This is a genomic window from Arenicella sp. 4NH20-0111 (genome assembly GCF_040366405.1).
Classification (GTDB): Bacteria; Pseudomonadota; Gammaproteobacteria; order Arenicellales; family Arenicellaceae; genus Arenicella.
Genome location: NZ_BAABWF010000003.1, coordinates 230,952 through 255,812, shown reverse-complemented (window position 1 = coordinate 255,812; position 24,861 = coordinate 230,952). Strand labels below are relative to the sequence as shown.

Genomic DNA, 24,861 nt, shown 5'->3' with positions numbered 1-24,861 from the left:
GGGTCGGGTTCGTTAACTTGTAATGATCTGTAATACAGACATTCCATCACTATACGGTAACCTAACTGCGGTCAAAAAATAGGTCGATTTCGCATCACTTTAGGAGAAAAGAATGCACAAACGGGTAAATATAAAGGACATTAAGGTTCAGTGGCTGAACGCTCGATGTTTAAATGTAATGGCAAAATACGCTAAGTTAGCGCATGAAACAGACGAAACGATCATCATGGTCAGCAGCGATTCATGCCTCTCAGACATTGTGAGTCACGCCAATAATTCGAATAGCCAAGAAATTAAATGGGTGTATGACGAGCTTAAAGGCGCATTAAGAGACTTGCTATCGACAAGCCGCCTTCAAACCGAACTTAAGGCACTGGAAAGCATTGAGCGCGTAAATCAAAATAACCACACCGAGAACAGTTTTCCACACTATTCCAACTAGTCAGTCCAAATTTTTTCCTCTAATCGGCCCTGAACTCTTACCGAGCCTTGCTTAAAGCGAGGCTCTTTATTTTGTCGACGCTGCGCCTGATAGTGCATGGCTACGGCATAAATCGTTGGGGTCAATAACATGATGGCGACCACGTTAATCACCGCCATCAAACCAAAAGCCATATCAGCCATAGCCCACACCAACTTAAGTTCCAATTGCGTACCCAACAAGGTCATTCCTAAAAATATCGCCGTAAAAATACTACGCCCGACACGATTATCTAATTTAAAGAAGTGCAGATTACTTTCAGCGTAGGCGTAGTTCCCAATAATAGAGGTAAACGCGAACAACGTGATTGCTATGGCGACAAAGTGTCCGCCCACACTGCCCATATGGCTGGTCATCGCATCTTGAGTCAAACGAATTCCAGTCATTTCGACTCCAGCGTACCCGCCGGCCAGCATAATCACTACCGCGGTACAGGTACAAATCACCATCGTGTCAATGAACACACCAAGCATTTGGATGTACCCTTGCGTAGCTGGGTGATTTGGCTTAGGAGAAGCTGCGGCTGCGGCCTGTGGAACACTTCCTGCACCCGCTTCATTAGAGTACAAACCTCGCTTAATGCCGTTTTGCACCGCCGCAGCAAACGTGGCCCCTGCAACTTCTTGCAGGCCAAAAGCAGACCGAACTATCTCAATAATCAAGGCGGGAACCTGAGCCGCATTTAACAGTGTGATCACCAACACAGTGGCCACAAAAATCAAGGCCATAATCGGAACCACCAGTTCCGAGAAGCGTGCAATTGAGCGTAATCCGCCAATCACAATAAACCCGGCAACGACAGTGACTACGACACCGCTCATTAATTGCGAAAAGCCATAACTGTGATTTAACGCATCGACAATGGTATTTGCCTGGGTCGCGTTAAATACTAAGGTATAGCCAAACATCAGCGATATCGAAAAAAGAACCGCTAGTAACTTACTATTTAGGCCCTGCTTGATGTAATAAGCTGGGCCACCTCGATACTCACCCGCCGAATTCTTAACTTTATAAACTTGCGCTAACAGACTTTCAGCAAACGCCGTCGCCATACCAAGAAACGCGATTACCCACATCCAAAACACCGCACCAGGCCCACCCACCGATATTGCGATGGCGACTCCAGCCAAGTTTCCGGTTCCGACTCGCGCGGACAAACTAGTGCAAAGGGCTTGAAAAGACGAAATTCCCAGAGAGTCACTCTGCCTACTTTGCTTGAGTAAGGTAAACATATGTTTAAACCCTCCGACCTGAACAAACTTTAGTCGGACGGAAAACCAAACCCCTGCAACCAATAACAAATAGACCAATATATGGCCCCAAAGTACATTATTAATTGATGATACAAGTGAGTACATAAGCAGATAAACTAGTGAACAACGCGCATAGAAAACAAGCGCCTTGGTAAGATTCGAACCGCCGATAATAGCACGCTCTCAAATTTCGTAATGACAAGCAATCACACTTCCATCTCGACCGATAACGAACTCCTTTTTCACCAGTTACAGTCGACCTTACAACTTAAGGTGCCTAACGCCCAACTCGTTGAACAAGCTTTGTTTCAAGTTCCTGAAATTACTCTGGCACTCATCGAAGACTGCTACCCTCAAGCTGAACTGAACCAATCACAAATTGACAATCTTATGGATTCCCCTCCCTACTGGGCATTTTGTTGGGCTAGCGGTCAGGTAATGGCTAGGTTTTTATTAGACAATCCTTCTCTCGTTGAAGGCCGAACGGTCGTGGATTTTGGCAGCGGTTCTGGGGTGGTGGCCATCGCGGCGGCGAAAGCGGGCGCCAAGAGGGCCATTGCATTAGATATCGACCCAGCGGCACTCATGGCCAGCAAACTGAACGCATCGCTGAACGGAATCACGATTGAAACAAGGCAACGACTTCATAATAAGGAGATAAACCTGTCCTCGTCTTTGTTACTGATTGCGGATGTTTTCTACGACCGAGATAACATACCCATGCTCTCAGGGTTTATTCAGGATTACGCCGATGTGATTGTGGCCGACTCCAGAGTCAAACCTTCAGAGCTCCGCGGCTTATCAGAGATTGACAGACTATCAAGCAGTACAGTGCCCGACCTTGGGGAGTCCTCGGACTTTAATTCCGTGGGCATTTTTCGAGTCACCTAATCTCGTTATCGAGCAAGGCCACGGCAAGTTGTTGTGCTCTCTGAAACCTCAGACAAGTTTCCAAAAAATCATGACACTCATTCAGCGGTTATTGATTTAGTTCACATCCTCGATTAGCCATCTCGCTCTCAAGCACCTCTAACTCACAGCAGCGTCGAATCTTCAAACAGAGCAGAATTAAGCTTGACAACGTTGTCTTTTATCTTGTATTTTGATTTTTCTGGACAGAAGTATAAAAACAATTCAGATGCAATTCACTTTCAGCGACACCCTATTCCGTCGCAGATTAGCTGTTGCAATCATCACAGGAGAACAAAATGTATTTAAGACTCACCCATAAAACCCTACTCTACGCCGTTACCATCAGCCTGACTGCGGCGTTAAATTCACAGGCACACGCACACGGCTATATCGAAACCTCGCGCTCCAAACAATGCGCGGATGGCACTAATCAAAACTGTGGTGGCGTTCAATATGAACCGCAAAGTGTCGAAGGACCGGACCGGTTTCCTGAGACAGGTCCGCAAGACGGCACCATTGCCGCCGCAGGATCTGCTTCCTGGACTCCGCTGAATGAACAGTCCCCTACCCGGTGGAACAAGGTGCCCATGCAAGCAGGGTCGAACACATTTAACTGGGTTTTTACGGCCAATCACAGTAGCCGAGATTGGCGCTATTTCATCACCAAACCAAATTGGAATCCGTCTCAACCACTAGGCCGAAATTCGTTTGATTTAACGCCTTTTTGTGTTTACGAGGGTAATGACACACAACCTCCCTTTAACTTGTCTCATAACTGCACCGTTCCGCAACGGTCAGGGTACCAGATCATTCTCGGGGTATGGGATGTCGCTGACACCACCGCAAGCTTTTACAGCGTGATAGATGCTCAATTTCCTGGGGGCCAGCCCGACAATACACTACGAGACATCGGCGATATATCTCCCACTCAACAACTCTCTGCCAACGACACGGTTCGTGTTCGTCCATTTGATGTCAATGGCGAGTTAACTAATCAAGTGGTTGAGTTCGTTATTCCCACGGATGCGGACGGCGAAACCAACACCTGGCCAAAATTAACAGCTGACTACCTTAACGGCCAAGGCTCTGCGATGTCAGCAGGCATCTTAAACAACGAAGGAGAGTTAATCACGGCATTCGGGAAAAATGATATTTTTGTCGCGACAGACTCCAACATTGTGCGCGCTGAAATTGAAGTCAAACCCGCTGGAGACACTCAGCCGGTCTTCAATGTCACGCTTGCTCAAACTGAGTTCGCGAACGATCAACCACTTAATCTAGGCTTTGATGTATCGACCAACCAAACGCTAGAAGTAACGGCACAACTATACTTTGCTGGCGCGTCAGTGGCTTTCCAACAGCAAACTGTGATCTCGTACGAGAATTTCAATTTAACAGTAGACTCGCCTTCTATCGGCACCCATGACCTAATCATCGTAGCCAGAAACACGGCGACACAGGCCTCGACACAACAGACGTTTACCCTCACTGTGACTGAGGCAAGCACAGGCGGCGACGAGCCAGTTTATCCTCAAGGCCGGGGCCAATATCAGCTTAATACCGTGGTTCAAGATGCCGATGGCAATCTTTACGGCTGCAAAATACCTGGCTGGTGCAACAGCCCGAGTGAAGTGTACTATGCACCAGGCAGTGGCTGGGCATGGGAACACGCTTGGACCGAGTTGTAAGATCTTAGCGAAACGAATAAGGTACGGCCAAGCGCAACTGACTCGCGCTTGGCCATCACAGAATCTAAATAGAAAAGAGTGATATACGTACGACAAAGCGAATTTCCCAGATCAAATTCAACACAAGTAATTCGTAATACTAGCTCAATTGCACCGAATCAGGCTTGGTTCTATGTGATAGGTGATCTTGTAACTTTAACCAACCTAGTTTCTTCCCCCACTTGCGGCCTTCGTGGTATCAATTGCGAAAAACAAAGCGACGCGAACGCCAGCAGCGCACCAAACATAAAGACTAACGCATTGCTGTAAAGCCACAAAACTCCCAATATTGCTGGCAATACAACAGCCGCAATGTGGTTTATGGTAAAGCTAACAGCCGCGGTGGAAGCGATGTCTTCTGGGTGAGCTATTTTTTGAATGTAGGTCTTCATTGCAATGGCGAAGGCGAAAAAGAAGTGGTCTATAATATAAAGAGCGCCTGCCACGGTGGCGTCTTCAACGAAGGCATAAGCAACGAAGACAAGAACTAATCCGACATACTCGAAGCTTAATGCCGCTCGTTCGCCCACCCTGCCGATAATATTTCCCAGTTTTGCCGCGAAGAATAAATTGAAAATATAGTTGGCTAAAAACAAAAGTGAGATAGTCGCCGCGGAATACTCAAATTTCTCTACCAGTAAAAAACCGGCGAACACCATAAAGATTTGGCGCCTCGCTCCGCTCAAAAATACCAGTACGTAATACAACCAATAGGATTTTCGAAAAACCAAACTCGTGGTTTGCTCAACTTTGGCTTCGAACTCGGCAAACGCGATCCAAACGTAAAACAATATCAGCAGACTCATGCCACCAAAAATAAGGTAAACCGTTTTGTACGAAACATCAAAGTACTCAAACAAGACCCAGGTGCTTGCAAAAACCAGAATGGAGGCCGCTGCTTTCGCTGAAAGTGCTTTACCCATAAAGTGCGCGGCATTGTCCTTTTCGACCCACTGTAGGGTCAATGACTGGTTCACCGTTTCGAAGTAGTGGAAACCAATCGACATGATGACGGTGGTGATATACAAACCGAGCACTGACGGGAAGAAGCCAGTCAACAACACCCCTATTCCAAGCAAGAGTAGAGAGATCATGGCCAAACGCTGCTCTTTGATAAAGGCCAATAAGAAGACTGCGGTGAATGCCAAAAAGCCTGGCACCTCTCTCAAACTCTGTAAGATACCAATCTCTCGTCCTGTGAAATCGGCGGCTTCTTTACTGAAATTGTTAATCAAGGCCGCCCAAGTTGAAAATGCCAGCGGCATAATAAACGCCATTAACAACAACAATGTGGTGGGAGACTTCCAAGAGCTAGCTGATTTCAAAATTGGCCGTCCTACTAGTATGGCTCGATGAATTACTTGATAATTATCCTCCAGCAAAGGACAATCATCCAGTTAATTTATTTCAGGAGATTTACATGCGTGGAGCAGGCGGCAGTTCGGGTGGCCTAGGTCAGTTTTTTATTGGCTTTTTTATGTTTTGTGGTGGCGTTTACATGCTACTAAATTCGATCACTTTTTACGCCCACCACGGCTTTGGGTCGCGGGTTTATAGTTTCGGCAGCTTTAACATCACCAGCGGCATGATCATGATTCCATTCATGTTTGGCGTCGGGATGATTTTCTACAATGCGAAAAATATATTTGGCTGGCTCCTCGCTGCTGGTTCATTAACCGCATTGGTTTTTGGGGTCATTTCTTCAATACAGTTTCAAATGCGATCGATGAGTGCATTTGATTTAGCCGTCATCTTAGTGCTCACCGTCGGTGGTATTGGGCTATTTTTAAGGTCTCTAAAATCCAATTAGCGATCTCAGAGAGAAAATACGACGACGCCGTTTGTAATGCAGTGTCAGCTTTTCAGCCACTTATACATTACAAACGCATCTCCATAAGCTTGTCCAGGATGTTTGAACGCCTTGGGCAATGTTCCTACTATTTCAAAGCCTAGCTTTTTCCAAAGCCTGACGGCACCGGTATTACTGGCAACCACAAAATTGAATTGCATGGCGTCGTAGCCAAGATTTAATGCCACGCTCTGAGAATGCTCGCACAGCTTACTTGCCACACCTTTGCCTCTTGCTTTGGGAGAAACCATATACCCACAATTACATACATGCCCCCCCGGGCCTGCCTGGTTTGACTTTAGATAGTACGTTCCGAGAATGCGTCCTCCGTCTTCGGCCACAAAGGTGGCGCGCGGGTCGGCCAACCAAATTTTCTCAGCGTCGCCCTTTGTGATTTCGGGATCATACGCGTAGGTTTGACCTTCCAAGACTATTTCCCGAAATATCGGCCATATCAAATTCCAATCGTCATGCTTTGCTTCACGAATAATCATACAAGCCTTGTCCTAAAGCGATACCGTATTTTTTTGTAAATCATTTACGTTACTCGACAGCCACTACTAAATCTTACCCTGACAAAACTAAACGGTTCTTGCTAATTTTTCGAAATCTAACCTGTTCTGTTCAGGCGAACCTTTAATCTGCCAAACTCTCGCTCGTCGGCTAACTAAGATGTAGAAAAAGCACCCAAAAAGCAACGCGATGACCAAGGCACCCACCCATTCAATTTTCAAAAAGTTGAGCTGAAACAACATGGTAAGAACCACCAAAGCGAGTAAATTTCCAAAGAAGTAACGCGCATAACCGAACCTATGCAGTTTCAATGAAAGGTTATCAGTGTATAGCCTTATCAGAGAATCCAGAGAGTTAATCACAAAAACAACGCCCACACACACCATCAAGATCGGAATAATGCTTCCGAGTTGGCTGCCCTGAGAAAACAGCGAATACAGAACCGTAAACCAAATAGCGATCAATACGGACGGCACTATCATCATCGCTAACAGCAATTGCCAAGTTTTAAAACCACCCACAAAACGCGCGGTAAACTGACCAATCATGATGCTCCACGCGAACCACCAATAAAGGTAGAATTCGTGATAGCTATTTATTGGCAAAACAAACTTATCCAACTGCTTAAAGTAGTCTGAGACTAGCAGGAAGTTTTGAAACATGATGGCCATGCCATTATCGGTATTTACGGCAAAATCGCTCCCCATAAATACAATCAACGCCAGAAATAGCACGGTTGAGCCAAGGCTAAGCCAGCGCACGTACCTCAGGTTGGAACTCGAATGAACGGCCGCGGCAATCACCAAAAATACTAGGACATAAAACCCGACACCGACAGACTTACCGTCGCCCAATTGGGGCAAATACCAAGGTAAGTTATTCAAAAACAAACTGGCAGTGAAAGCGCAGGTACCCACGATTATTATGTTGTTCAACAGCTTGACCAAGGGAATTTCGAAAAACTTAACGTGCGGCTCAAGCACACAAAAATAGAAACAGGTCAAAAAGTACATACCCCAAACCAGAAAACCCCAGAAACCAAACTCAATAGCTAACGGGTTTGAAAATGCGTACTCGGGATTGTTAACCAAATCTGCGTACACAGGGAATTCTGTGAGAGGAAACATGATTAAGCCAACGTCCAGTCCGGACGTAAAAAGAATCGCTATAAAGCTGATTGATTTTACGGGAGTGACGCCAACGCATCGTACGGCTCCCCACTTAAACAGTACGAAAAAAATCAGCGCTAGGATAAATAGCACTCCAATGCTTAACCAGTTAGTCATGTCGCTTACCCTTCTCGTAGTGAACGTTTGGGTGTGCCGGTCCGCTGGGCAGTTTCCCAACCGTCAATCAAACCTACATCCACCCGCTCAGCGACAAGCGGTGTCACGCCTTTTATTAAATCAGCCGCACGCTCAGCTAACATAATCGTGGGAGCATTCAGATTACCGTTAGTGATACTAGGAAAAATGCTTGAGTCCACTACTCGTAAACCCGCTATCCCGTGCACCTTGGTTTCAGAATCGACGACAGCCATCTCATCCTCCCCCATTTTACAAGCACAAGAAGGGTGATAAGCGCTTTCGACATTCGATCGAACGAACTCATCAATTTGCTCGTCAGAGGCCACTTGTTCACCCGGCTGAATCTCACCATCACGGTATTGATCAAATGCTGGTTGATTGAGTATTTCGCGAGTAAGACGGACGCACGCCCTGAACCCCTCGATGTCTTCTTGTTCTTGCAAATAATTGAACTGAATGCTGGGCTTGTGTTTAGGGTCGGCGGAGAGCGCTTTTATCCATCCCTTGCTCTTAGGTTTATTGTGTCCGATATGCACTTGAAATCCATGCCCATCAAAGGCAACGCGGCCGTCATAACGCATGGCAGCCGGTAGAAAATGGTACTGTAAATCTGGCCATTCGACACCGGCTTTTGAACGAATAAATGCACACGACTCAAAATGATTACTGGCACCCAAACCTGTTTTGAAGAAAAACCAACGAGCGCCAATTAGAAGCTTGCTTAGCGGCCCTAACTTACCATTCAAGGTAATAGGTTGCTTACAACGATACTGAAAATAGAACTCCAAATGGTCCTGTAAGTTTTGACCAACTCCTGGCAAAGCGTGCTTAACCTCTATCCCAGCCTGATCAAGCACGTCCTTAGGACCAATGCCTGATAATTGCAACAAGTGAGGCGAACCGATAGCGCCGGCTGACACGATGACTTCTCCTCGCGCTCTGTAACTGATTGTCTTTTTGCCGGATTGACAACGAATGCCGACAGCTCGTTTCCCTTCCAGCAAAACTTTTTCCACCAACACCTTCGTCTTGACCGTCAGATTTGATCTTTTTTTGGCTGCTCTCAAATACCCTAACGAAGTAGAACACCGTACGCCGTTTTTCACCGACATTTGCATTGCCCCGAAGCCCTCTTGCGTGTGGCCGTTGTAATCATCGGTAGCGGTATAGCCGGCTTCGACCCCGGCTTCGACAAACGCTCTGTACAACGGGTTTTGCATTTTGTTCCCAAGATTCACCGAAATAGGTCCACCAGTGCCTCGATACTCATCTTGACCTTCTAGCCAATCTTCGGACTTTTTAAAGTAGGGGAGACAATCAGCAAAACTCCAGTTTTTCGCCCCCAAGCTCTCCCATTCATCGAAATCCTTTGCATGTCCCCTCACGTAGACCATGCCATTAATCGAAGAAGAACCACCTAGCACTTTTCCTCGATGACAATCTAACCTTCGATTGTTGATAAACGGTTCAGGTTCTGTCAGATACGACCAATTGTACTTAGCGGTGTTTAGCGGGTATGACAACGCCGTGGGCATGCGGATAAATAGGCTGCCGTCATTACCACCGGACTCCAACAGCAAAACTTGTACCGTCGGGTCTTCAGTAAGCCTATTGGCCAAAACGCACCCGGCTGAACCCGCCCCTACGATGATGTAATCAAACTGTTGGTCGTTTTTGATAGTCGTTCTCTCCGCGTAATCTATTTGTTCGCTCTCCAGAACGAACTTATTAAAAAGGGCACTCTAATGCTTGCATGCCCACGTAAACACTCTTTATCTGTGTGTAATGTTTGATTGTTTCGACGCCATTTTCGCGCCCTACCCCAGACTGTTTGTACCCACCTACTGGCATTTCCACGGGCGACAATCCGTAACTATTGATCCAACAAATTCCCGCCTCCAACTGGTGCACGACACGATGTGCACGATTAATATCTCGCGTAAACACACCGGCGGCAAGGCCAAAGTCGGTCGCATTGGCTTTTTGGACTGCTTCTTTTTCTCCACTGAAGCGCATTAAACACATGACCGGCCCAAAAATTTCATCTCTAACAATGCTCATATTTTCGTGGCAATCAGCAAAGATTGTAGGCGCAACAAAATAGCCATTGGGGGCGTTCTCTGGAATGACATTTGAACCGCCGCATAGCAATGTTGCTCCTTCGGCAACACCTTTGTTGATGCAATCCAATACTTTTTCTTGATGGGCTTTTGAAATCATTGCCCCAAAGTTTGTGCGTTGATCTAACGGGTCTCCAACAACAATATTTTCTTTCGTGCGCGTTAACAATGCATCCACAAACTCGTCATAGATAGCGTCGTGCAGATAGACTCGAGTACCGTTAGTACAGACCTCTCCTTGAGTATAAAAGTTGCCCAGCATCGCGGCAGACACCGCATTATTAATGTCTGCATCCTCGAAAATAATCATGGGAGACTTACCCCCTAGCTCCATCGTCACTTCTTTCAATGAACCTGCCGCACTGGTCATTACCTTTTTGCCGGTAGACACTTCACCGGTAAAAGACACTTTAGCTATCTCAGGGCATTCACTCAACCAGGCGCCGACAGCGCCATCGCCTTGGAGCACATTAAACACGCCTGCGGGCACACCGGCTTCAACGAAAATTTCAGCGAGCTTCAATGCTCCTAAGGGTGTCTCTTCAGACGGTTTAAATATCATTGAATTACCAGCGGCAAGTGCTGGCGCAGCCTTCCAACAGGCAATTTGTAGGGGATAGTTCCAAGCTCCGATACCAGCACACACACCAAGTGGCTCACGCCGAGTATAGTAAAAATCGTTGCCTAAGGATTGCTGATTGCCTTCTATTGCCGGAGCAATTCCCGCAAAAAACTCAATAGCGTCTGCTCCACTTGTCACGTCGACTGCCACGGCTTCAGACAACGGTTTTCCGGTATCTTCCACTTCGATTTTCGCCAGCTCATCATTGCGTTCTCGCAACAAAGTGACGGCCTTCATAAGTATTCGACTGCGTTCAATACCCGATAACTGAGCCCAAGCATTAAAACCCTTCTTGGCACTGCTTATTGCAAGTTCCTTTACCTTGTCATCAGCAATCTCAACTTGATATACAATGTTTCCTGTGGCGGGGTTTGTGACATCAAAAAACGCATTGGTTTGGTTTTTTACATACTGCCCATCGACAAAATTTTGATACCGCACTAAGGACATGACTGGACTCTATGATTGATCTTTAAGAAATTATTCTGATCAATCATAGCCACTATCAAAATGTGAGTCATCGATTTATTTCAGATAAGTCCAGAACACCGCGATACTGTTCAATTGTAATAATGACGCCCATCAGTCATCCAGGAGAAGCCGTTTTCTTAGCCGCTGATTCTCTTAGTGCTAATCAACGCGCGAACTGAGCACAACAAATATAATCAACAATGCCGTTAAGCCGACAACACCCCTGCTCACCTAAATCGACGACTGCGATAACTGCGTGAACCAAAATACGTATAGGGATAGAAAAAGGGGTGTGTTCGAAAGTAACCATAACCTCCGTAACCAACGCGAACATGGCCAAGCCTTATCCCAACACCAAGACCATTGTACGGAAGGTGATATTTTCTATTACGCGCATAGCGCTGCTCGTGATCGCTCCACTCCTTGGTTTCCAATGCGGTCACCACCGGTATGGCTTTTTTAAGCCTTCCATTGGTCAAAATCTCGGTACGAGAGATTGGGCCATATACCGTTAAAAAACGGCTGCTGCCTTTAGTTTCATAATTGTCCGTTTCGACAATAAATCGTCCTCCGACAAACCCGTCCACAGGCTCTTGCTCTGGCTGGCCCCTGCGGTTAAGTGGATAGGCCAATACCATTAACTGAGCCCGACCATCCACATCTTCGACACCTATTACCTGACCGCCCCATCGAACATTAACGCCAATATGATCGGGTGTACTTTTTATAACCTCACCATAAGGAACATCAATAGCCGGTGCCACGCTTATTTTATTTGAAATGTTTTTCTCAATCGCGGTGGATGCGCACCCAGAAGTAATCAATAGCAAGGGAACGAAGACCATTAGCCGAAACGTTTTTATAGAATGTATCATCATTTAATACCTCATGACTGTGGAGTCCTGGTTAGATGAGGCCAACGTCGGCCCAGTAAACGAGTACTCAGTTGAACGGAAACTGCGCTACTTCCTATGTAGAACGTTTTCCGCTCACCAATCCTTCGGCATGTGTATAAAAGTTAATTTAGACCTTCGTCATCCATTGCCCACAATTCTATGACACTTTAGGTCTAAAACATCTGACCAGGATCTTCTTCAACTTCTTCCTCTTCATCCTCATCCTCAGCCGACTTTTCGGTCATGAGAGAGAACTCTGCTTTTGCAGAAAAACCTTCACCTTGTTTGAGCTTTAAGCGTAAATTATTTGGCGAGTCTGCATTTTTCATTGCTTCTTCTTCCGTAATTCGATCGGCTTTGAACAGCGCAAGTAAGGCCATATCAAAAGTCTGCATGCCGTATTGCTCAGACCCTTCCATGGCCTCTTTAATTTCATGGATTTTCCCATCTTTAATTAGATCTTTAACTCTTGGTGAACCCGTTAAGATTTCAATTGCGGCAGCGCGCCCCCCTTCCTTCGTTGGGATCAAACGCTGTGAAATTAACCCTTTCATATTCAAAGACAAATCCAAATACAACTGTTTGTGACGATCCTCTGGGAAAAAATTAATGATGCGATCTAGAGCTTGGTCGGCATTATTCGCATGCAGCGTGGACAAACATAAATGACCTGTTTCGGCAAACGCCAAAGCATGCTCCATCGTCTCTCGACTGCGAATTTCGCCAATCAGAATAACGTCTGGAGCTTGGCGCAACGTGTTTTCAAGCGCATCCTCATAACTGTCAGTATCAACCCCAACTTCTCGTTGATTCACAATACTTTTTTTATGAGGATGAACAAACTCAATCGGGTCTTCAATCGTTATGATGTGGCCTGCGTGGGTTTGATTCCGAAAGTCTATCAATGCCGCCAACGAGGTCGATTTACCCGAGCCAGTTCCTCCCACAAAGATAACCAGACCGCGTTTCTCCATAATCAATTCGGTGAGGTTTTCTGGCAAGCCTAATTTTTTGTAGTTAGGCAACTCGGTTTTAATCACTCGAATGACAAGCGCCATGTCATTGCGTTGACGAAAGATATTCACCCTAAATCGACCTATAGATGGCTCATCAATCGCGAGGTTCATCTCAGGCTTAAGTTCAAACGCTTTAGCCTGCTCAGGGTTCATGATTTCTAAACCAATTTTCTCAACGTCTGCGCCGGTCAATGATTGCTTACCAATTTTCATCAGTTTGCCATTCACTTTCATGGACGGTTGGACACCAGATGATAAATACAGATCAGAACCGTCTTTATCGACGATCAGTTTTAATAGCGCTTTTAACATTGAACGACTCGATTATTAGAATGTCTTAACCAATAAGTATACGCATTAATCTTACCGAAGAATGGTCATGGTTGACAAATAGAACGACAATATTTGCTGCACTGAACCACCCTAACGCAGCACGAGGGTTACTTAAGATCAACCTAATTACCGCCCGCCTGTCGTATTAAACAACTTTGCGTCGTCAAAGTATTACCAAGGAGAGGATTTTATTGCTTTCAGTGAAGAAGGCTGGGTTACGTCTTCTTGGAACACCACTTTTGTTTATTTACCAAGGAGAAAAACATGAACAAACTTTTCATCAACCTATTGTTTGGTGCCACCCTTCTGGCATCAAGCGCATGCTCCCCAGTTGCATTTGCATCCGAGCTGTCGGGCTTAGACACCCACCAACAATCTCACTCAATCAAACTACCAACTCAACCACTGATTGACCAACCCAATGGTGACATTGACCCCGACTCTGAAATCGGTCAAATACAACAGTCGGCGGCCAAATCAGACGCTGTAGTAATGGGCCGAGTATTAAGTAAAAAATCCACTTGGATCGGGAAGGTGATTGTCACGACTGCCACCATAGATGTATTAGAAACGATGAAGGGCAAAACCAACCGCCAAGTTCAAGTGAGCTACCCAGGTGGCGTCATTGGCCCGATCGCTCAATACGTGACACACACCCCTGCGCTTAATGTTGATGAGGTGGCTGTGCTATTTATCAGCGAACCCCAAAGCGAGGCTCTGAAAAAAATGGACAGTTTCGAATTCTCGACAGAGAAAAGTAAAGTGGCTATTTTAGCGCCGGAACAGGATGAGTCACGCCTTGAGGAAAACGTCCGATTAACACGCCATCTGAACCGCATTCGTGCGGCCGTGAAATGACATAAGGAGAATGATCATGAAACTACAACACAAACTTTTAGCAGCCGCCTGTGCGATATCATTTTCGAACGGCCCTCTTATAAAACCCGTTCAAGCCGGAGAAAACCTAGAGGCGGTTACCGACTCTGGAACGGTCATCCGCAACCGCACTTGGGCAAACAGCGCAATGCCGATTGATTGGTCGTTAAATAATGCCGGAGCCGTGAACAACAATTCTCAAGGTGCAGGCACGGCAAATATTCCGATCAATAGCTTACGTAATGAGTTACTTTCAGCGTTTAACTCATGGCAATCCGTCGGTTCGTCAAACCTAACCTTCAATAATGTTGCCGATACCGCAACGGCCGACGTTGGATGCGATTTAGAGAACATCGTTACGTGGTCAGATACCACTCAGGTGTTTTCCGCTTCCACCATTGCTCGCGGTATCACAACGGTCTACGTAGGACCCGCAATCACATTAAATGCAGGCAATAGAACCGTACCATGTTCCGATGGGTCAGCAAGCACAAACGTATCTCTGCCGGTTGCTGACTACCCCAATGGAATGAGCCTTCAGCCGGGCACAATCTTAGACATGGATATGGTTTGGAATTCACTCAATTTTGACTATGTTTTAACTCCTAACACAACCAATAATGTGGTTGATGTGCTGGCGGTTAGTGCGCACGAGATCGGACATCTGTTTGGCCTCTCACACGTCAGCATGGCCTTTACCGGCAATGACCGAGTCACCATGTTCCCCTTCGTCACCGATACCGATGTTGCCGCTCAAAATCAGCAAGCGACTTTAGAGGAAGATGACTTTCGGTCAGCCACAAAAGATTACGCCGGTACTGGCGCACACCCAAACGGGACTGCTCCATTTACCACAGGCACAATCACTGGCCAAGTTACCATGCCCAACGGAGATGCAGTTCAAGGAGCACGTGTCTGGTTTTACGATGTCGGAGACACCAGTCAACCGGTGTATGAAACGTTTACGGCAACTCAGTTTGATTCCCAGCTGTCTGCGGGTGAATACCGGTTGGAGGCTGCCCTACCTGGTGATTACTTTGCCTGCATCATTCCGTGGTCAAACGCCGTTCCGTCAGTAGGCCCTGATGATCCAGCTCGCTACACTCTCTCTACAGTCAACGGAGCAAACCATGACTCCACGGCTGGCTGGGCAACGGAGTGTTTTCCGGATTACGCTACCGGCGGTACTGCGCCTGACTTTGATGAAGTTGACCTAATTCAACCCATCACAGTTGGATCTGGTAGCGCCGTACCAAACATTGATTTCGTCACAGGCAGTCAACAAACCGATATATCCATGGTTTTTGATGTCAGTGGCTCAATGAACTGGGCTTCAGGAGAACCTGGTGAAAGTAAAATCACAGCGCTTAAAAACGCTGCGACGGCTTTTGTCGATTTTCTTGATTTGGCCGGCGGCAGCCGAGTAGGCATGATCGAATTCTCAAATACAGCCAATGACACAACGCCTGCGTTCGGGATTCAGAACTTAGATGCAGCCTCAATTGGCACCGCTCACAACGCCATCCAAAACCTAAGTGCTGGCGGTGGCACAAATATCATTGATGGAGTGCAACAAGGTGTTGCTCAACTAACGGGGCTGGCAACGCCAAACCCTCGACAAATGCTCCTGTTGTTTTCAGACGGGCGGCATAATACTCCCTTTGGCTCAGACCTAAATGATATCTCTGCCCCCATCGTTAGCAACGATATCAGGTTACATTCGATTGGTTTTGGAACTGACCTATCCAGCGCGGTATTGGCGGATGTGGCTTTAGCCAGTGGTGGCTCGCATGCCGAAGACCCCAGTCTCAGCCCTCTTGAACTGAGCAAACACTTTCTATCGATTGCAGCGTCAGCGGCTGATGATACGATGCTAGTCGACCCGCGCAAAGATCTAAAGCCTGGAGAGTCCAATATTGTTAACTTTATAGCTAACGTCGGCGATCGAAAATTAGACGTCGCCTCAATTTGGGTTCACGATGGTCATAAGCCCATAGTGACCACCGTGACGAGCCCCAGCGGTTGTAAAATGGAATTAGAAAAGTCCATGAAGGGGGTCGATGTTAGGGCTGGGAAGACTCACACTCTAGCCCGTATAGCACTGCCGTTTCAGTGTAAGGATTCTCTAGACAAAGAAGGAGTCTGGCGTATAGAGTCAATGAACGTGTCGAATGCCAATGAACTCAATGACATCATCGTTTTCGGAAAGTCTGACCTCCGATTGATGGCTGATGTGAAAAGCCTCGACGGACGCCCGCTACTTGTAGGCAAAATCTTTAATGGGGTAAACCCGGTCGAAAAAGTACGGTTGTACGCTGAATTGAAGATGCCAGCAACGGAGAAAACCAACAGCGAAAATGAAGACAAACGGGGCTCTGAGGCAAACCCTGAGAAGGAAGCCAAAGCGTCAATTGGTAACAAGAGACTCGTCTCTGATCAATTTAGTGTGGAACTCAATGACTTCGGAAGCGACGGCGATTTGAAAGCCGGCGACTTGATCCATTCCTCACTGATCAAGGTCGAGCGACCCGGTGTTTACGTTGCTCGAGTGGTGGCAAAAATTGGAGACCGGCTACACCGTGAAGCGTTGATTTCATTCTACGTAGATGAGAACGGCGTCATTGCGGTGCCAGCAGATCAAAAATCCGATCAATCAAAACCTATGATCACGGTTCGATAAAAACGGTTCTACCGCAATGAGTACCAGAGCCCATCGCTATTCCCACGGGCTTTGGTATCGACAAAAGGCTTCAGCAAAAAAGGGTTCGATAAACGAACCCTTTTTTGCTGAACAACATTGTATGGCTACCAAGGCGCGGCCCTCATTCGAGGACCGGACGCCAGAGCCCCTTATTTTAGCTGCTTTTTATCGCCGCCCTTTTTCTGGACCGCCAGCTTGTTTTTTACACTGGGTTTAGCGCGGCAAAATGATTTAACCAAGCGACCATCCTTACGTTCATAGCCTTCCACCCAACTACAAGCAGACTCGGCACTACAGGCGGCGTTTTCCAGTCCTTTGCAGTCTCCAGCTGACGCTTGGCCACTGAAAGAAATTGCCCCAAATATGGACGCCATTAAAATTGAATTACGAATAGTTTTATTTTTCATTATTACATCCTAATAATATTATATTGTTTAGAACACGCTTACTGCGTGTGACCCGATCCGTGGGTCGATGCTTAATTTATGACAAACAATATTCTTGCACTTCACCCGATTGGGTGAATTTTCACTGATCCGCCAAAAAATCCTCAACCCATACTGGCAACACCTCGCCCGCTTTTCCGTATATCCCCTCATCAAATGCTGATGCTGTCTTTGACTCCTCTAAATTAACTTCCAATGTTCGCGCACCCACTCGATTAGCAAATTCGACAAAACCCGCTGCTGGGTAAACGTTCCCTGACGTGCCTATTGAAATAAATAGATCACAGTTTTCCAGCTCTCTATGTATCTCATCCATATACAGAGGCATTTCACCAAACCACACAATATGTGGCCTCAGCTGACCGGTGTCGGCACAACAAGGGCAGAGATCTTGAGTCGAAATATCATCTTTACACTCAAAAATACGGCCAGTGTTGCTGCAACGCATTTTCAAGATCTCCCCGTGCATATGCAACACGCGTTGTGAGCCAGCTTGCTCATGCAGATTGTCGATGTTTTGAGTAACAAGTAAAAATCGCCCGGTAAAACCCGCTTCTAATAGCGACAAGGCATGATGCGCCCCATTCGGAACAACCTCATTGCCGAGCAAAGGCTGACGACGTTGGTTGTAGAAACGATGCACCAAATCTGGGTTAGCAACAAAGCCCTCAGGCGCAGCGACATCTTCAATTCGATGTTCTTCCCACAGCCCATCTGACGCTCTAAACGTTTTTATACCTGATTCAGCTGAAATACCAGCACCAGTAAGCACCACAATAGATTTAACGTCTTTCATATAATTCCGATTGGCATTGGTTCAGGTTTGGTTCAGTTCCGACTGTGTATAGTTCATGTATCGTAACTGCTCTAGACGAGAAATAGGAGGCTTCCATGAAGTTTAATGCTGTAAAAAGCGCCAATAAATCACGCTTAATCACCGTGCTAGCGTCTGCATTTGGTCTACTGGGAATCGCTCTGACGCCCGTCACAGCGCAGGCTGGCGGCAGTCTGCACCTTGATCTGCCGGGTATCAGCATTGGTGTACATGATCACCAATACAAGAAAAAGCGCTATCGTCGGGTCTATAGAAACAATCGAGGCCATCGATCGAGACATCGTAGCTATCGCCATGACCATTATTACGATGATTATAAGCCTCGCAGATACGAGCGCAGACGCAGTAATCGGTACTACTACAACCGAGGTTATAACAATCGATACAACGACCGTTATAACTACCGCTATAACAATGGTTACAACAACGACTATTACTACGGTGGCAGGTCTAACCGGAATTACAACAATCGACGTGTGGAAGTATGCCCAATAAACGGATATTCACCATACTATGACGATAACTTACGCTGTACTCGACACAAAGATCACTTCCATTGCAGCTAACCGCGCAGCGAGAACAGTAAGACAGATCCCTGTTGGTTGGGAAAGGGCTGGGTAGGCCCAAGGTCAAGACGCTGGTTACGGCTTGACCGCTATTAAGACACAGCATCGGCCCACGGTGCTGTGTCTTATCTTTGAGCTTTAATATCTAATGCCCTGCTTAAAGTTGGGGTATAAAAGTTCCACTCCCAATTGCGCAATCATTTTTTGATTACTGATTTTACGAGACTCGTTTAAGTACGACAACATACCCTCGGAAAGTTCAGATTTAGCTTCTTCCATCGAAATTTGAGGCAACGGCTCCATACCAAGCACAGTGGCGGCCTCCTGTAAAAACTCCGATATTTTGCCTGGCACGCCATCCGTCGCATTAAAAACTTCTCCCGCTTCACCCACCTCCATTGCTCGGACGGCTATACGTGCTAAATCGTTGGCATGAACTCGATTGGTGAACCCACATTCCTCTGGTCTGACCACCGGTGTGCGCTTCATTAATCGATCTTTGGGCAAACGACTGTATGAGTAAATTCCTGGCACTCTCAAAACCACCACTGGGACACGAGTACGCTGCCCCCAATCAAACCAAACCGTCTCAGAGTCCAACCGTCGCCTAGCTCGATCCGTTTGGGGAGTGGTTGCTGAGGATTCTGTCACCCACTCGCCATTGCAATCACCGTAGACGCCCGTGGTGCTTATCAACACGACTTTACGCGGACTCACGCCTGTTGCCTCCCACATTTCTAACAGAGTTCGACTTCGTTCGTCATGTTCTCCATATTTTTGCGGTGCCACGGTATAAAACAAATCCTGCTCGTTACACAAACTTAAATCACGCTGCAAATCATCGAGATCAACGCGCAGGGCCAACACTTTTATCTTCGCGCAAAGCTCAGCACTATCGACGGTATTAACGTAAGCATTGATGTGATCGGCGGGTAACCCGTTTTCCATTAAGTGATTCGCGATACGTCGACCGACATCGCCACAACCAAATATTATCGCCATTAATCTCTCCTAAGCTTATCGGAAACAGCCACGGGTGTTGGGTATCGTAATACCACAGAATAACTCGACCCGATAAACGTAACTAAAGTAGCAAGTTGCACAAAATAAACGGTTGTATTGTCAACTAATGCACTCTGCAATGCCACAAAAACTATTAATAATGAAAATTCACTCATTTGCCCTAGACGAAACCCGGTTTCCCAACCAAGACGATTGGTCTCGGAAACCTTTCGAAGGGCAAATCTAAAAATCACGGGCTTAGCAACGAGCATGGCCAATCCCAGCCCCACCGCAGGCACCCAAATATCGCCTAAGGCCGTGATATTGAGCCCAGCCCCTAATGCAAAAAAGAACAATACTAGAAAAAAATCTCTCAGAGGCTTCAGGCTTTCAGAAATAAACATCGCTATTGGACTGGTCGCGACCGTGATCCCAGCGATAAATGCGCCAGTTTCATGCGAAAAGCCGATTGCGTAAGCCAATTCGGCAATGCCTAAACACCACGCGATAGTCAAAAGAAAGACGTATTCCTGAATACGGTCAAACTTGAAGAAAAGCTTCATCAAAACAAATTTCTTCAATCCCCAAGCAACGCCAATCAACGCGGGTAAAAGAACGACCAATTTCGCCAATTCAAGCATGGCATTCTGTTCACTGGAGACGGCTTGAAAGGCCAATAGAACGACAATGGCTATAAGGTCCTGTAGTAACAGAACACTGATAATGACCTCTCCAGTGTGTTTATGGTGTAACACGGTGGTGGGTAACAACTTTAGCCCGATGATGGTGCTGGAAAACATGCATGCCACGCCAACCACAATCGCATTGCTTAACGTAAAGCCACTTAACATTGCCACGCCCCAACCAATCAGCGCAAAACTGCCCGAGGTCAATAGTGTGACAAACATGGTTTGTTTTAATAAATCAAAGAGCTTATTGGGGCTTAAATGTAGGCCAAGCAAAAAAAGTAGAAAAATTATCCCTATATTCGAGATATCTTGAATTAGCTGAGTATCAGTGACCCACGCTACCCCCCATGGGCCAAGCACCACCCCGAGCACAATATAACCGATAATCAAAGATTGCCGCGCAGCCAAGGCCAACGTCGCAAAGAGCGCGGCACCTACAAAAATTAGAAACAGTGAAAAAAGCATAATCAGACGTGTTTAGAGCAATATGTCAACAAGTTATAAATGTCAGATCGAGCACCTTGAAGTCGGTGTAGTCGAGCTCCATCATACCCCAATAATTAGCTAAGTATGGGTTGGTAAGACGACCTTAAAATGACATTTAGAGGAATCGATGAATAAATCATTAACGCTGTTTTTTGCAGCACTCACATCCAGCATGGTCTTTGGTCACTCATCAGCACAAGACGCGTCCCCCAAATGGAGCGGACAAGGAGAGGCTGGGTATGTGAAAGCCAGTGGCAATACAGACAGTGAAAACCTAAACGTGGGCTTGAACTTTAATAAGCAAGGCCCGCTATGGAGCCATGACATAAAGTTCGCAACTTACAAAACCTCAAACGACAGTACCGATACGGCCAACAATCTTTCTGCAGACTATACGTTAAAGCGGGCTTTAAGCGAGCGCAGCAATCTCTTCTTGACTCTGGGCTACTTAGACGATGATTTTGATGGCTTCACGGAGCAATCAAGTTTGGCGATTGGGTATGGATACAAAATCATTGATTCTGAACCGACTCAGTGGGAAACAGGGTTAGGCGTGGGTTACAGAGATACCAATACAGCCATCAGACTCGATGATGGAAGCGAGCTAAAAGGCGAAGACGTGAGCGGGGCCACGCTAGTACTGCGCTCGGATTTTCACCACAAATTAACCGACAACACCGAGTTCGTTGACAAATTTAAAGCCGAGCTTGGCTCAGACAATTCGTTCATAGAAAACGATGCAGCATTATTTGTCGCGATGAATGATCGCTTTTCACTTAAAGCGGGGTTTATCGTACGCCACAACACAGACCCAGCGCCTGGAGCTGATGAAACTGATACGATCACATCGTTTAGCTTAGTGTACAAATTTAGCCAATAGACGCCCTATCTCTCAGAGCTCTTTGCGTTGCTTAAATGGGCTCTGAGAGAACGATATTCAGTCAGTCACTTACCTTGCGAAGAAGTACGACCCAGTCGTTGCCAAGTAATGCCTCTTTCTTTAATGGAGGCATACCAACAGAGACTTCTCCGCCGCCAGCAACGGCCTTGACGCTTCCGACCTTCAATTCGCCACCATAATTAGGGTCATACCAATCGACTGAAAATTCGCCCTCAGCTCGGGTTAGGTCCAAATTAGTGACCTCAGGCTCAGTCATATACACTGCGTAAATACGCCCTTCCTTCGCCAGAATATAGTGCTCATTCCCTTCAATTAAATGATCCATAGGGCGCATTTCCCAAAAGGGTAAATAGGTCATGAAAAAGTCGTGCGCATACCGGCTTAAGTCCCAAAGTCGATCCCGCTCGCGCCAGTCCTCCGATGTTAAATCATTATGCGGATATTTAGCACCAAAATACCATTCAACGCCTGCGGATCCCGCCATTAATGTTCCCCAAAGAGCATATCTGCGAAGTGTGTCGTGGTTTGGATCCAAACTGTCTGGCAGTGCCGCGGTATGCCACTCTCCAATTTCATCCATCGTGATCAACCATTCTTTGCCTGCGCTCTTTGCCCTAGCCCGCCACTTAATGACTTCATCGTGCGCTTGTTCACGAAGGTTTACCTGAAAAGAAAGGCCATCTATGGCTTGATGGCCAAGCATTGGACCCACAATATCATCTTTTGCGTGCGGCTCTGAATGAGTGTGCAGGAATACCGGATTGTTATAAGGGTCTATCTTCTTGAGATAATTGGACATCGCCCGGCGCTGGCCGTCATTCTGAGCTACTGGAGACCACGATTGCGGGCCGTTTTCCTCTCCTAGATTCCATATCAAGGCAGGGTGGTGAGAAAACCGAGATACCAGTTCATTTAGATACAACTTTCGCTGGGGACCCGTGTCACCTTGATCAAACAAGGTTTCATTTTCAGTCTCCTGTAAAACCACATGCAAGAGAATACCGTTTGCCTGCATGTGGTCAAAGATAAGATCCCATTGTGCTAATTTGCTGACGTCAAAACGAGTAAAGTCGTCATGACTAATGAATGGCCACACATCTTTTCCGTCGCCACCGATGTTCATGGTCAAAAAATAATTGGCATTCATTCCCTTAGACACCAAATAATTGAGTGCACCGACGATATTTTTACCCTTACCGTTCGCCCATGTCGGATCCCCCATGCGCCAATCTTTAGCATGGTTTGGAAAACGATGCAGCTCAGTCGTGGCTACCGCTTCGCCTTCTCGAGCCTCGACTTTGGTTCGATACGTGCCGTCAATTTCATAATAGCCTAGGAGGTTTTCCGGGCTGTTGACACCACTTTTTAGCCAATATTGGTCAGACGCAGGATGATAAAAGTAGCCATTCTTTGTAACTAACCTACCCTGTGCTCGAAAGTCGGGGGCTTCTTTATCCGAACGAACGACTCTGAATTGACCTTCCGAATTAGAGATATCTATTAACTGCGCCTGTCTCAAATTTTCACCCAAAGCAATACCATCAGCCTGCTTCAAGCTGGCTTTGTACTTCCACAGTCCGAGTTCACTGGGTGAGAAATTTACTTGCCAGACGTTTCCGGCGCTTGCACTCGTGTGCGCTGCGTTGCCATCAGCCGCATAGAATCCACGCACCTTCTTAAGCTTGTCTCCAAGCGTAAATTCCACTTCCAGCAAATAATCAGTAAACGGGTTTGGCGAAGCCTGCTCAGAGGTATGTGGTCCTGTAAACGAGAGTGTCACACGATGGTGTTGTTGATGAACAAGCACGCTCTTGTCATTCTTACTTGTCTTTGTTGTTACCCTACTCGGTAAGCGTAGCCTTTCCACCGATGTTAATTCGGGCCCGCCGCCACGTTTTGCCGAACCTGACGCAACGTAAACGTAGCCTCCTGTCACCGCATACCCAGTGCCGTGCCGACCAACTAAAGAATTTGGCCAGCGCCTCCATTGACGTGAGCTTACGTTGAACGCATCGTTTTCAGCGTGAGATACTTCTTGAGTATGACTTTCACCACCTCCAACGACAATCTCGTCATCCCACGCAAACAGACTATTCCCAGCCCTAAGGGTCGGCAATATTAAGTCTTCGCTAGCGGGTTCCCAGGCTTCGTCATCAAAATTAAAAATCTCACCATGTTGCACAGGCAACGAGAATACCTCCTCAGTTCGATGGCGACTTGTGCGCCCGCCAAAGACATAAAGTTTGTTATCGATCGTGGCGGCTTGCACGTGATCACGCGCAAACTTAGCACTCGGTAAGACCCTCCAACGTCCAGTCTTAGGGTCATACTCATCAAGCCAAGATTGATAACCATCCAAATGACCATTCGTAATTCCTCCAACCAAGTAGATTTTCTCGTTGTGAACCACCGCTGCCGCGCCGCCTCTGCGTCGGTGTTTGGGAATCGCGTGGAGAGTTTTAAATGTATCCGTTTCGGGATAATAAGCCATGACATTCGCCAATGGCTCTTCCTTCGGCCAACCACTCGTCATGGCACCAATTAGGTAGATTGCATCACCCAACGACACCGCTTGAAAATGATGTAATTCAATCGGAGTTGGTGACTTTTGCTCCCAGGTATTGGTTGCCGGATCAAATACATCAACCGGATTGATTCTCCGACCACCGATTAAATATAACTTTCCTAAATGCTCAACAAAGGAAGCTTCATGCCTCGCTGTGGGCGTTCCTGTCGCTTGAACGGTCTCCCAACGCCATTCTGGCGTCATCAGGGTTTGACACCCTGTTAAGTTTAAAAGTAACAACACAAAAACAATTGAACGAAAACTCATAGTCATTTCTCTTTGGGGACCGAGGT

Annotated in this window: 21 protein-coding genes; 8 read left to right on the top strand and 13 right to left on the bottom strand. The window is 46.7% G+C overall.

The features are described 5' to 3' along the window. The first annotated feature begins 112 nt into the window (after positions 1-112). Positions 113-442 carry a hypothetical protein gene (locus ABWW54_RS08500; protein ID WP_353411819.1) on the top strand — a complete coding sequence of 110 codons (330 nt, stop codon included), beginning with the start codon at positions 113-115 and terminating at the stop codon, positions 440-442. On the opposite strand, the gene ABWW54_RS08495 is transcribed toward ABWW54_RS08500, so the two are convergent. Beyond that, positions 439-1,839 carry an alanine/glycine:cation symporter family protein gene (locus ABWW54_RS08495; RefSeq protein ID WP_353411818.1) on the bottom strand — a complete coding sequence of 467 codons (1,401 nt, stop codon included), beginning with the start codon at positions 1,837-1,839 and terminating at the stop codon, positions 439-441. The two genes, ABWW54_RS08500 and ABWW54_RS08495, sit on opposite strands and share 4 nt — an antisense overlap. Before the next feature lie 90 nt (positions 1,840-1,929). On the opposite strand from ABWW54_RS08495, the gene ABWW54_RS08490 reads away from it, so the two are divergent. Beyond that, positions 1,930-2,625: a class I SAM-dependent methyltransferase gene (locus tag ABWW54_RS08490; protein WP_353411817.1), complete on the top strand. Its 696-nt coding sequence runs from the start codon at positions 1,930-1,932 to the stop codon at positions 2,623-2,625. Between the two features lie 317 nt (positions 2,626-2,942). Further along, positions 2,943-4,334, top strand: coding sequence for a lytic polysaccharide monooxygenase (locus ABWW54_RS08485; protein WP_353411816.1), 1,392 nt, complete (start codon positions 2,943-2,945; stop codon positions 4,332-4,334). Between the two features lie 170 nt (positions 4,335-4,504). On the opposite strand, the gene ABWW54_RS08480 is transcribed toward ABWW54_RS08485, so the two are convergent. Then, positions 4,505-5,650 carry an MFS transporter gene (locus tag ABWW54_RS08480; RefSeq protein WP_353412079.1) on the bottom strand — a complete coding sequence of 382 codons (1,146 nt, stop codon included), beginning with the start codon at positions 5,648-5,650 and terminating at the stop codon, positions 4,505-4,507. Positions 5,651-5,793: 143 nt separating this feature from the next. On the opposite strand from ABWW54_RS08480, the gene ABWW54_RS08475 reads away from it, so the two are divergent. After that, positions 5,794-6,183: a hypothetical protein gene (locus ABWW54_RS08475; RefSeq protein WP_353411815.1), complete on the top strand. Its 390-nt coding sequence runs from the start codon at positions 5,794-5,796 to the stop codon at positions 6,181-6,183. 44 nt (positions 6,184-6,227) lie between these two features. Here the strand turns inward: ABWW54_RS08475 and ABWW54_RS08470 are convergent, their stop codons facing one another. The 6 genes from ABWW54_RS08470 to ABWW54_RS08445 form a co-directional block, all read right to left on the bottom strand. Then, positions 6,228-6,716, bottom strand: a complete 489-nt coding sequence (locus ABWW54_RS08470; RefSeq protein ID WP_353411814.1) for a GNAT family N-acetyltransferase — start codon at positions 6,714-6,716, stop codon at positions 6,228-6,230. Between the two features lie 87 nt (positions 6,717-6,803). Continuing rightward, a complete protein-coding gene (locus ABWW54_RS08465; RefSeq protein WP_353411813.1) occupies positions 6,804-8,021 on the bottom strand; it encodes a BCCT family transporter in 1,218 nt (405 codons plus the stop codon). Positions 8,022-8,026: 5 nt separating this feature from the next. After that, positions 8,027-9,721, bottom strand: coding sequence for a choline dehydrogenase (gene betA, locus ABWW54_RS08460; protein WP_353412078.1), 1,695 nt, complete (start codon positions 9,719-9,721; stop codon positions 8,027-8,029). Positions 9,722-9,770: 49 nt separating this feature from the next. Beyond that, positions 9,771-11,234 (bottom strand): betaine-aldehyde dehydrogenase, encoded by a 1,464-nt coding sequence (betB, locus tag ABWW54_RS08455; protein ID WP_353411812.1) that lies wholly within the window; start codon positions 11,232-11,234, stop codon positions 9,771-9,773. Positions 11,235-11,482: 248 nt separating this feature from the next. Then, positions 11,483-12,133 (bottom strand): Slp family lipoprotein, encoded by a 651-nt coding sequence (locus ABWW54_RS08450; RefSeq protein ID WP_353411811.1) that lies wholly within the window; start codon positions 12,131-12,133, stop codon positions 11,483-11,485. Between the two features lie 191 nt (positions 12,134-12,324). Beyond that, positions 12,325-13,479 carry a PilT/PilU family type 4a pilus ATPase gene (locus ABWW54_RS08445; RefSeq protein ID WP_353411810.1) on the bottom strand — a complete coding sequence of 385 codons (1,155 nt, stop codon included), beginning with the start codon at positions 13,477-13,479 and terminating at the stop codon, positions 12,325-12,327. Positions 13,480-13,764: 285 nt separating this feature from the next. Between ABWW54_RS08445 and ABWW54_RS08440 the strand changes: the two genes are divergently transcribed. Further along, entirely contained in the window at positions 13,765-14,358 is a 594-nt protein-coding gene (locus ABWW54_RS08440) for a hypothetical protein (RefSeq protein WP_353411809.1), read from the top strand. 16 nt (positions 14,359-14,374) lie between these two features. Beyond that, positions 14,375-17,056 carry a VWA domain-containing protein gene (locus ABWW54_RS08435; RefSeq protein ID WP_353411808.1) on the top strand — a complete coding sequence of 894 codons (2,682 nt, stop codon included), beginning with the start codon at positions 14,375-14,377 and terminating at the stop codon, positions 17,054-17,056. A 170-nt stretch (positions 17,057-17,226) separates the two neighbouring features. Here the strand turns inward: ABWW54_RS08435 and ABWW54_RS08430 are convergent, their stop codons facing one another. Further along, positions 17,227-17,484, bottom strand: a complete 258-nt coding sequence (locus tag ABWW54_RS08430) for a hypothetical protein (protein WP_353411807.1) — start codon at positions 17,482-17,484, stop codon at positions 17,227-17,229. 121 nt (positions 17,485-17,605) lie between these two features. Next, on the bottom strand, positions 17,606-18,319 hold the full coding sequence (gene cobB, locus ABWW54_RS08425) for a Sir2 family NAD+-dependent deacetylase (protein WP_353411806.1): 714 nt from the start codon (positions 18,317-18,319) through the stop codon (positions 17,606-17,608). Between the two features lie 95 nt (positions 18,320-18,414). Here cobB and ABWW54_RS08420 point away from each other — a divergent pair, with 95 nt between their 5' ends. After that, positions 18,415-18,924 carry a hypothetical protein gene (locus tag ABWW54_RS08420; RefSeq protein ID WP_353411805.1) on the top strand — a complete coding sequence of 170 codons (510 nt, stop codon included), beginning with the start codon at positions 18,415-18,417 and terminating at the stop codon, positions 18,922-18,924. A 138-nt stretch (positions 18,925-19,062) separates the two neighbouring features. Here the strand turns inward: ABWW54_RS08420 and ABWW54_RS08415 are convergent, their stop codons facing one another. Continuing rightward, the gene (locus ABWW54_RS08415) at positions 19,063-19,926 is read right to left on the bottom strand and encodes a Rossmann-fold NAD(P)-binding domain-containing protein (protein ID WP_353411804.1); all 864 of its coding nucleotides are present in this window, start codon (positions 19,924-19,926) and stop codon (positions 19,063-19,065) included. Beyond that, positions 19,926-21,080, bottom strand: coding sequence for a cation:proton antiporter domain-containing protein (locus ABWW54_RS08410; RefSeq protein ID WP_353411803.1), 1,155 nt, complete (start codon positions 21,078-21,080; stop codon positions 19,926-19,928). The genes ABWW54_RS08415 and ABWW54_RS08410 overlap by 1 nt, the downstream gene beginning before the upstream one ends. 148 nt (positions 21,081-21,228) lie before the next feature. On the opposite strand from ABWW54_RS08410, the gene ABWW54_RS08405 reads away from it, so the two are divergent. After that, positions 21,229-21,981 (top strand): DUF481 domain-containing protein, encoded by a 753-nt coding sequence (locus ABWW54_RS08405; protein ID WP_353411802.1) that lies wholly within the window; start codon positions 21,229-21,231, stop codon positions 21,979-21,981. Positions 21,982-22,042: 61 nt separating this feature from the next. On the opposite strand, the gene ABWW54_RS08400 is transcribed toward ABWW54_RS08405, so the two are convergent. Further along, complete coding sequence (locus ABWW54_RS08400) at positions 22,043-24,835, bottom strand: Kelch repeat-containing protein (RefSeq protein ID WP_353411800.1); 2,793 nt, start codon at positions 24,833-24,835, stop codon at positions 22,043-22,045. Positions 24,836-24,861: the final 26 nt, after the last annotated feature.

Excerpts from the sequence above, each read along its gene's own strand:
- ABWW54_RS08500 (WP_353411819.1), top strand. The coding sequence starts at position 113 with ATGCACAAACGGGTAAATATAAAGGACATTAAGGTTCAGTGGCTGAAC.
- ABWW54_RS08495 (WP_353411818.1), bottom strand. The coding sequence starts at position 1,839 with ATGTACTCACTTGTATCATCAATTAATAATGTACTTTGGGGCCATATA.
- ABWW54_RS08490 (WP_353411817.1), top strand. The coding sequence starts at position 1,930 with ATGACAAGCAATCACACTTCCATCTCGACCGATAACGAACTCCTTTTT.
- ABWW54_RS08485 (WP_353411816.1), top strand. The coding sequence starts at position 2,943 with ATGTATTTAAGACTCACCCATAAAACCCTACTCTACGCCGTTACCATC.
- ABWW54_RS08480 (WP_353412079.1), bottom strand. The coding sequence starts at position 5,650 with ATGGCGTTTATTATGCCGCTGGCATTTTCAACTTGGGCGGCCTTGATT.
- ABWW54_RS08475 (WP_353411815.1), top strand. The coding sequence starts at position 5,794 with ATGCGTGGAGCAGGCGGCAGTTCGGGTGGCCTAGGTCAGTTTTTTATT.
- ABWW54_RS08470 (WP_353411814.1), bottom strand. The coding sequence starts at position 6,716 with ATGATTATTCGTGAAGCAAAGCATGACGATTGGAATTTGATATGGCCG.
- ABWW54_RS08465 (WP_353411813.1), bottom strand. The coding sequence starts at position 8,021 with ATGACTAACTGGTTAAGCATTGGAGTGCTATTTATCCTAGCGCTGATT.
- betB (WP_353411812.1), bottom strand. The coding sequence starts at position 11,234 with ATGTCCTTAGTGCGGTATCAAAATTTTGTCGATGGGCAGTATGTAAAA.
- ABWW54_RS08450 (WP_353411811.1), bottom strand. The coding sequence starts at position 12,133 with ATGATGATACATTCTATAAAAACGTTTCGGCTAATGGTCTTCGTTCCC.
- ABWW54_RS08445 (WP_353411810.1), bottom strand. The coding sequence starts at position 13,479 with ATGTTAAAAGCGCTATTAAAACTGATCGTCGATAAAGACGGTTCTGAT.
- ABWW54_RS08440 (WP_353411809.1), top strand. The coding sequence starts at position 13,765 with ATGAACAAACTTTTCATCAACCTATTGTTTGGTGCCACCCTTCTGGCA.
- ABWW54_RS08435 (WP_353411808.1), top strand. The coding sequence starts at position 14,375 with ATGAAACTACAACACAAACTTTTAGCAGCCGCCTGTGCGATATCATTT.
- ABWW54_RS08430 (WP_353411807.1), bottom strand. The coding sequence starts at position 17,484 with ATGAAAAATAAAACTATTCGTAATTCAATTTTAATGGCGTCCATATTT.
- cobB (WP_353411806.1), bottom strand. The coding sequence starts at position 18,319 with ATGAAAGACGTTAAATCTATTGTGGTGCTTACTGGTGCTGGTATTTCA.
- ABWW54_RS08420 (WP_353411805.1), top strand. The coding sequence starts at position 18,415 with ATGAAGTTTAATGCTGTAAAAAGCGCCAATAAATCACGCTTAATCACC.
- ABWW54_RS08415 (WP_353411804.1), bottom strand. The coding sequence starts at position 19,926 with ATGGCGATAATATTTGGTTGTGGCGATGTCGGTCGACGTATCGCGAAT.
- ABWW54_RS08410 (WP_353411803.1), bottom strand. The coding sequence starts at position 21,080 with ATGCTTTTTTCACTGTTTCTAATTTTTGTAGGTGCCGCGCTCTTTGCG.
- ABWW54_RS08405 (WP_353411802.1), top strand. The coding sequence starts at position 21,229 with ATGAATAAATCATTAACGCTGTTTTTTGCAGCACTCACATCCAGCATG.
- ABWW54_RS08400 (WP_353411800.1), bottom strand. The coding sequence starts at position 24,835 with ATGAGTTTTCGTTCAATTGTTTTTGTGTTGTTACTTTTAAACTTAACA.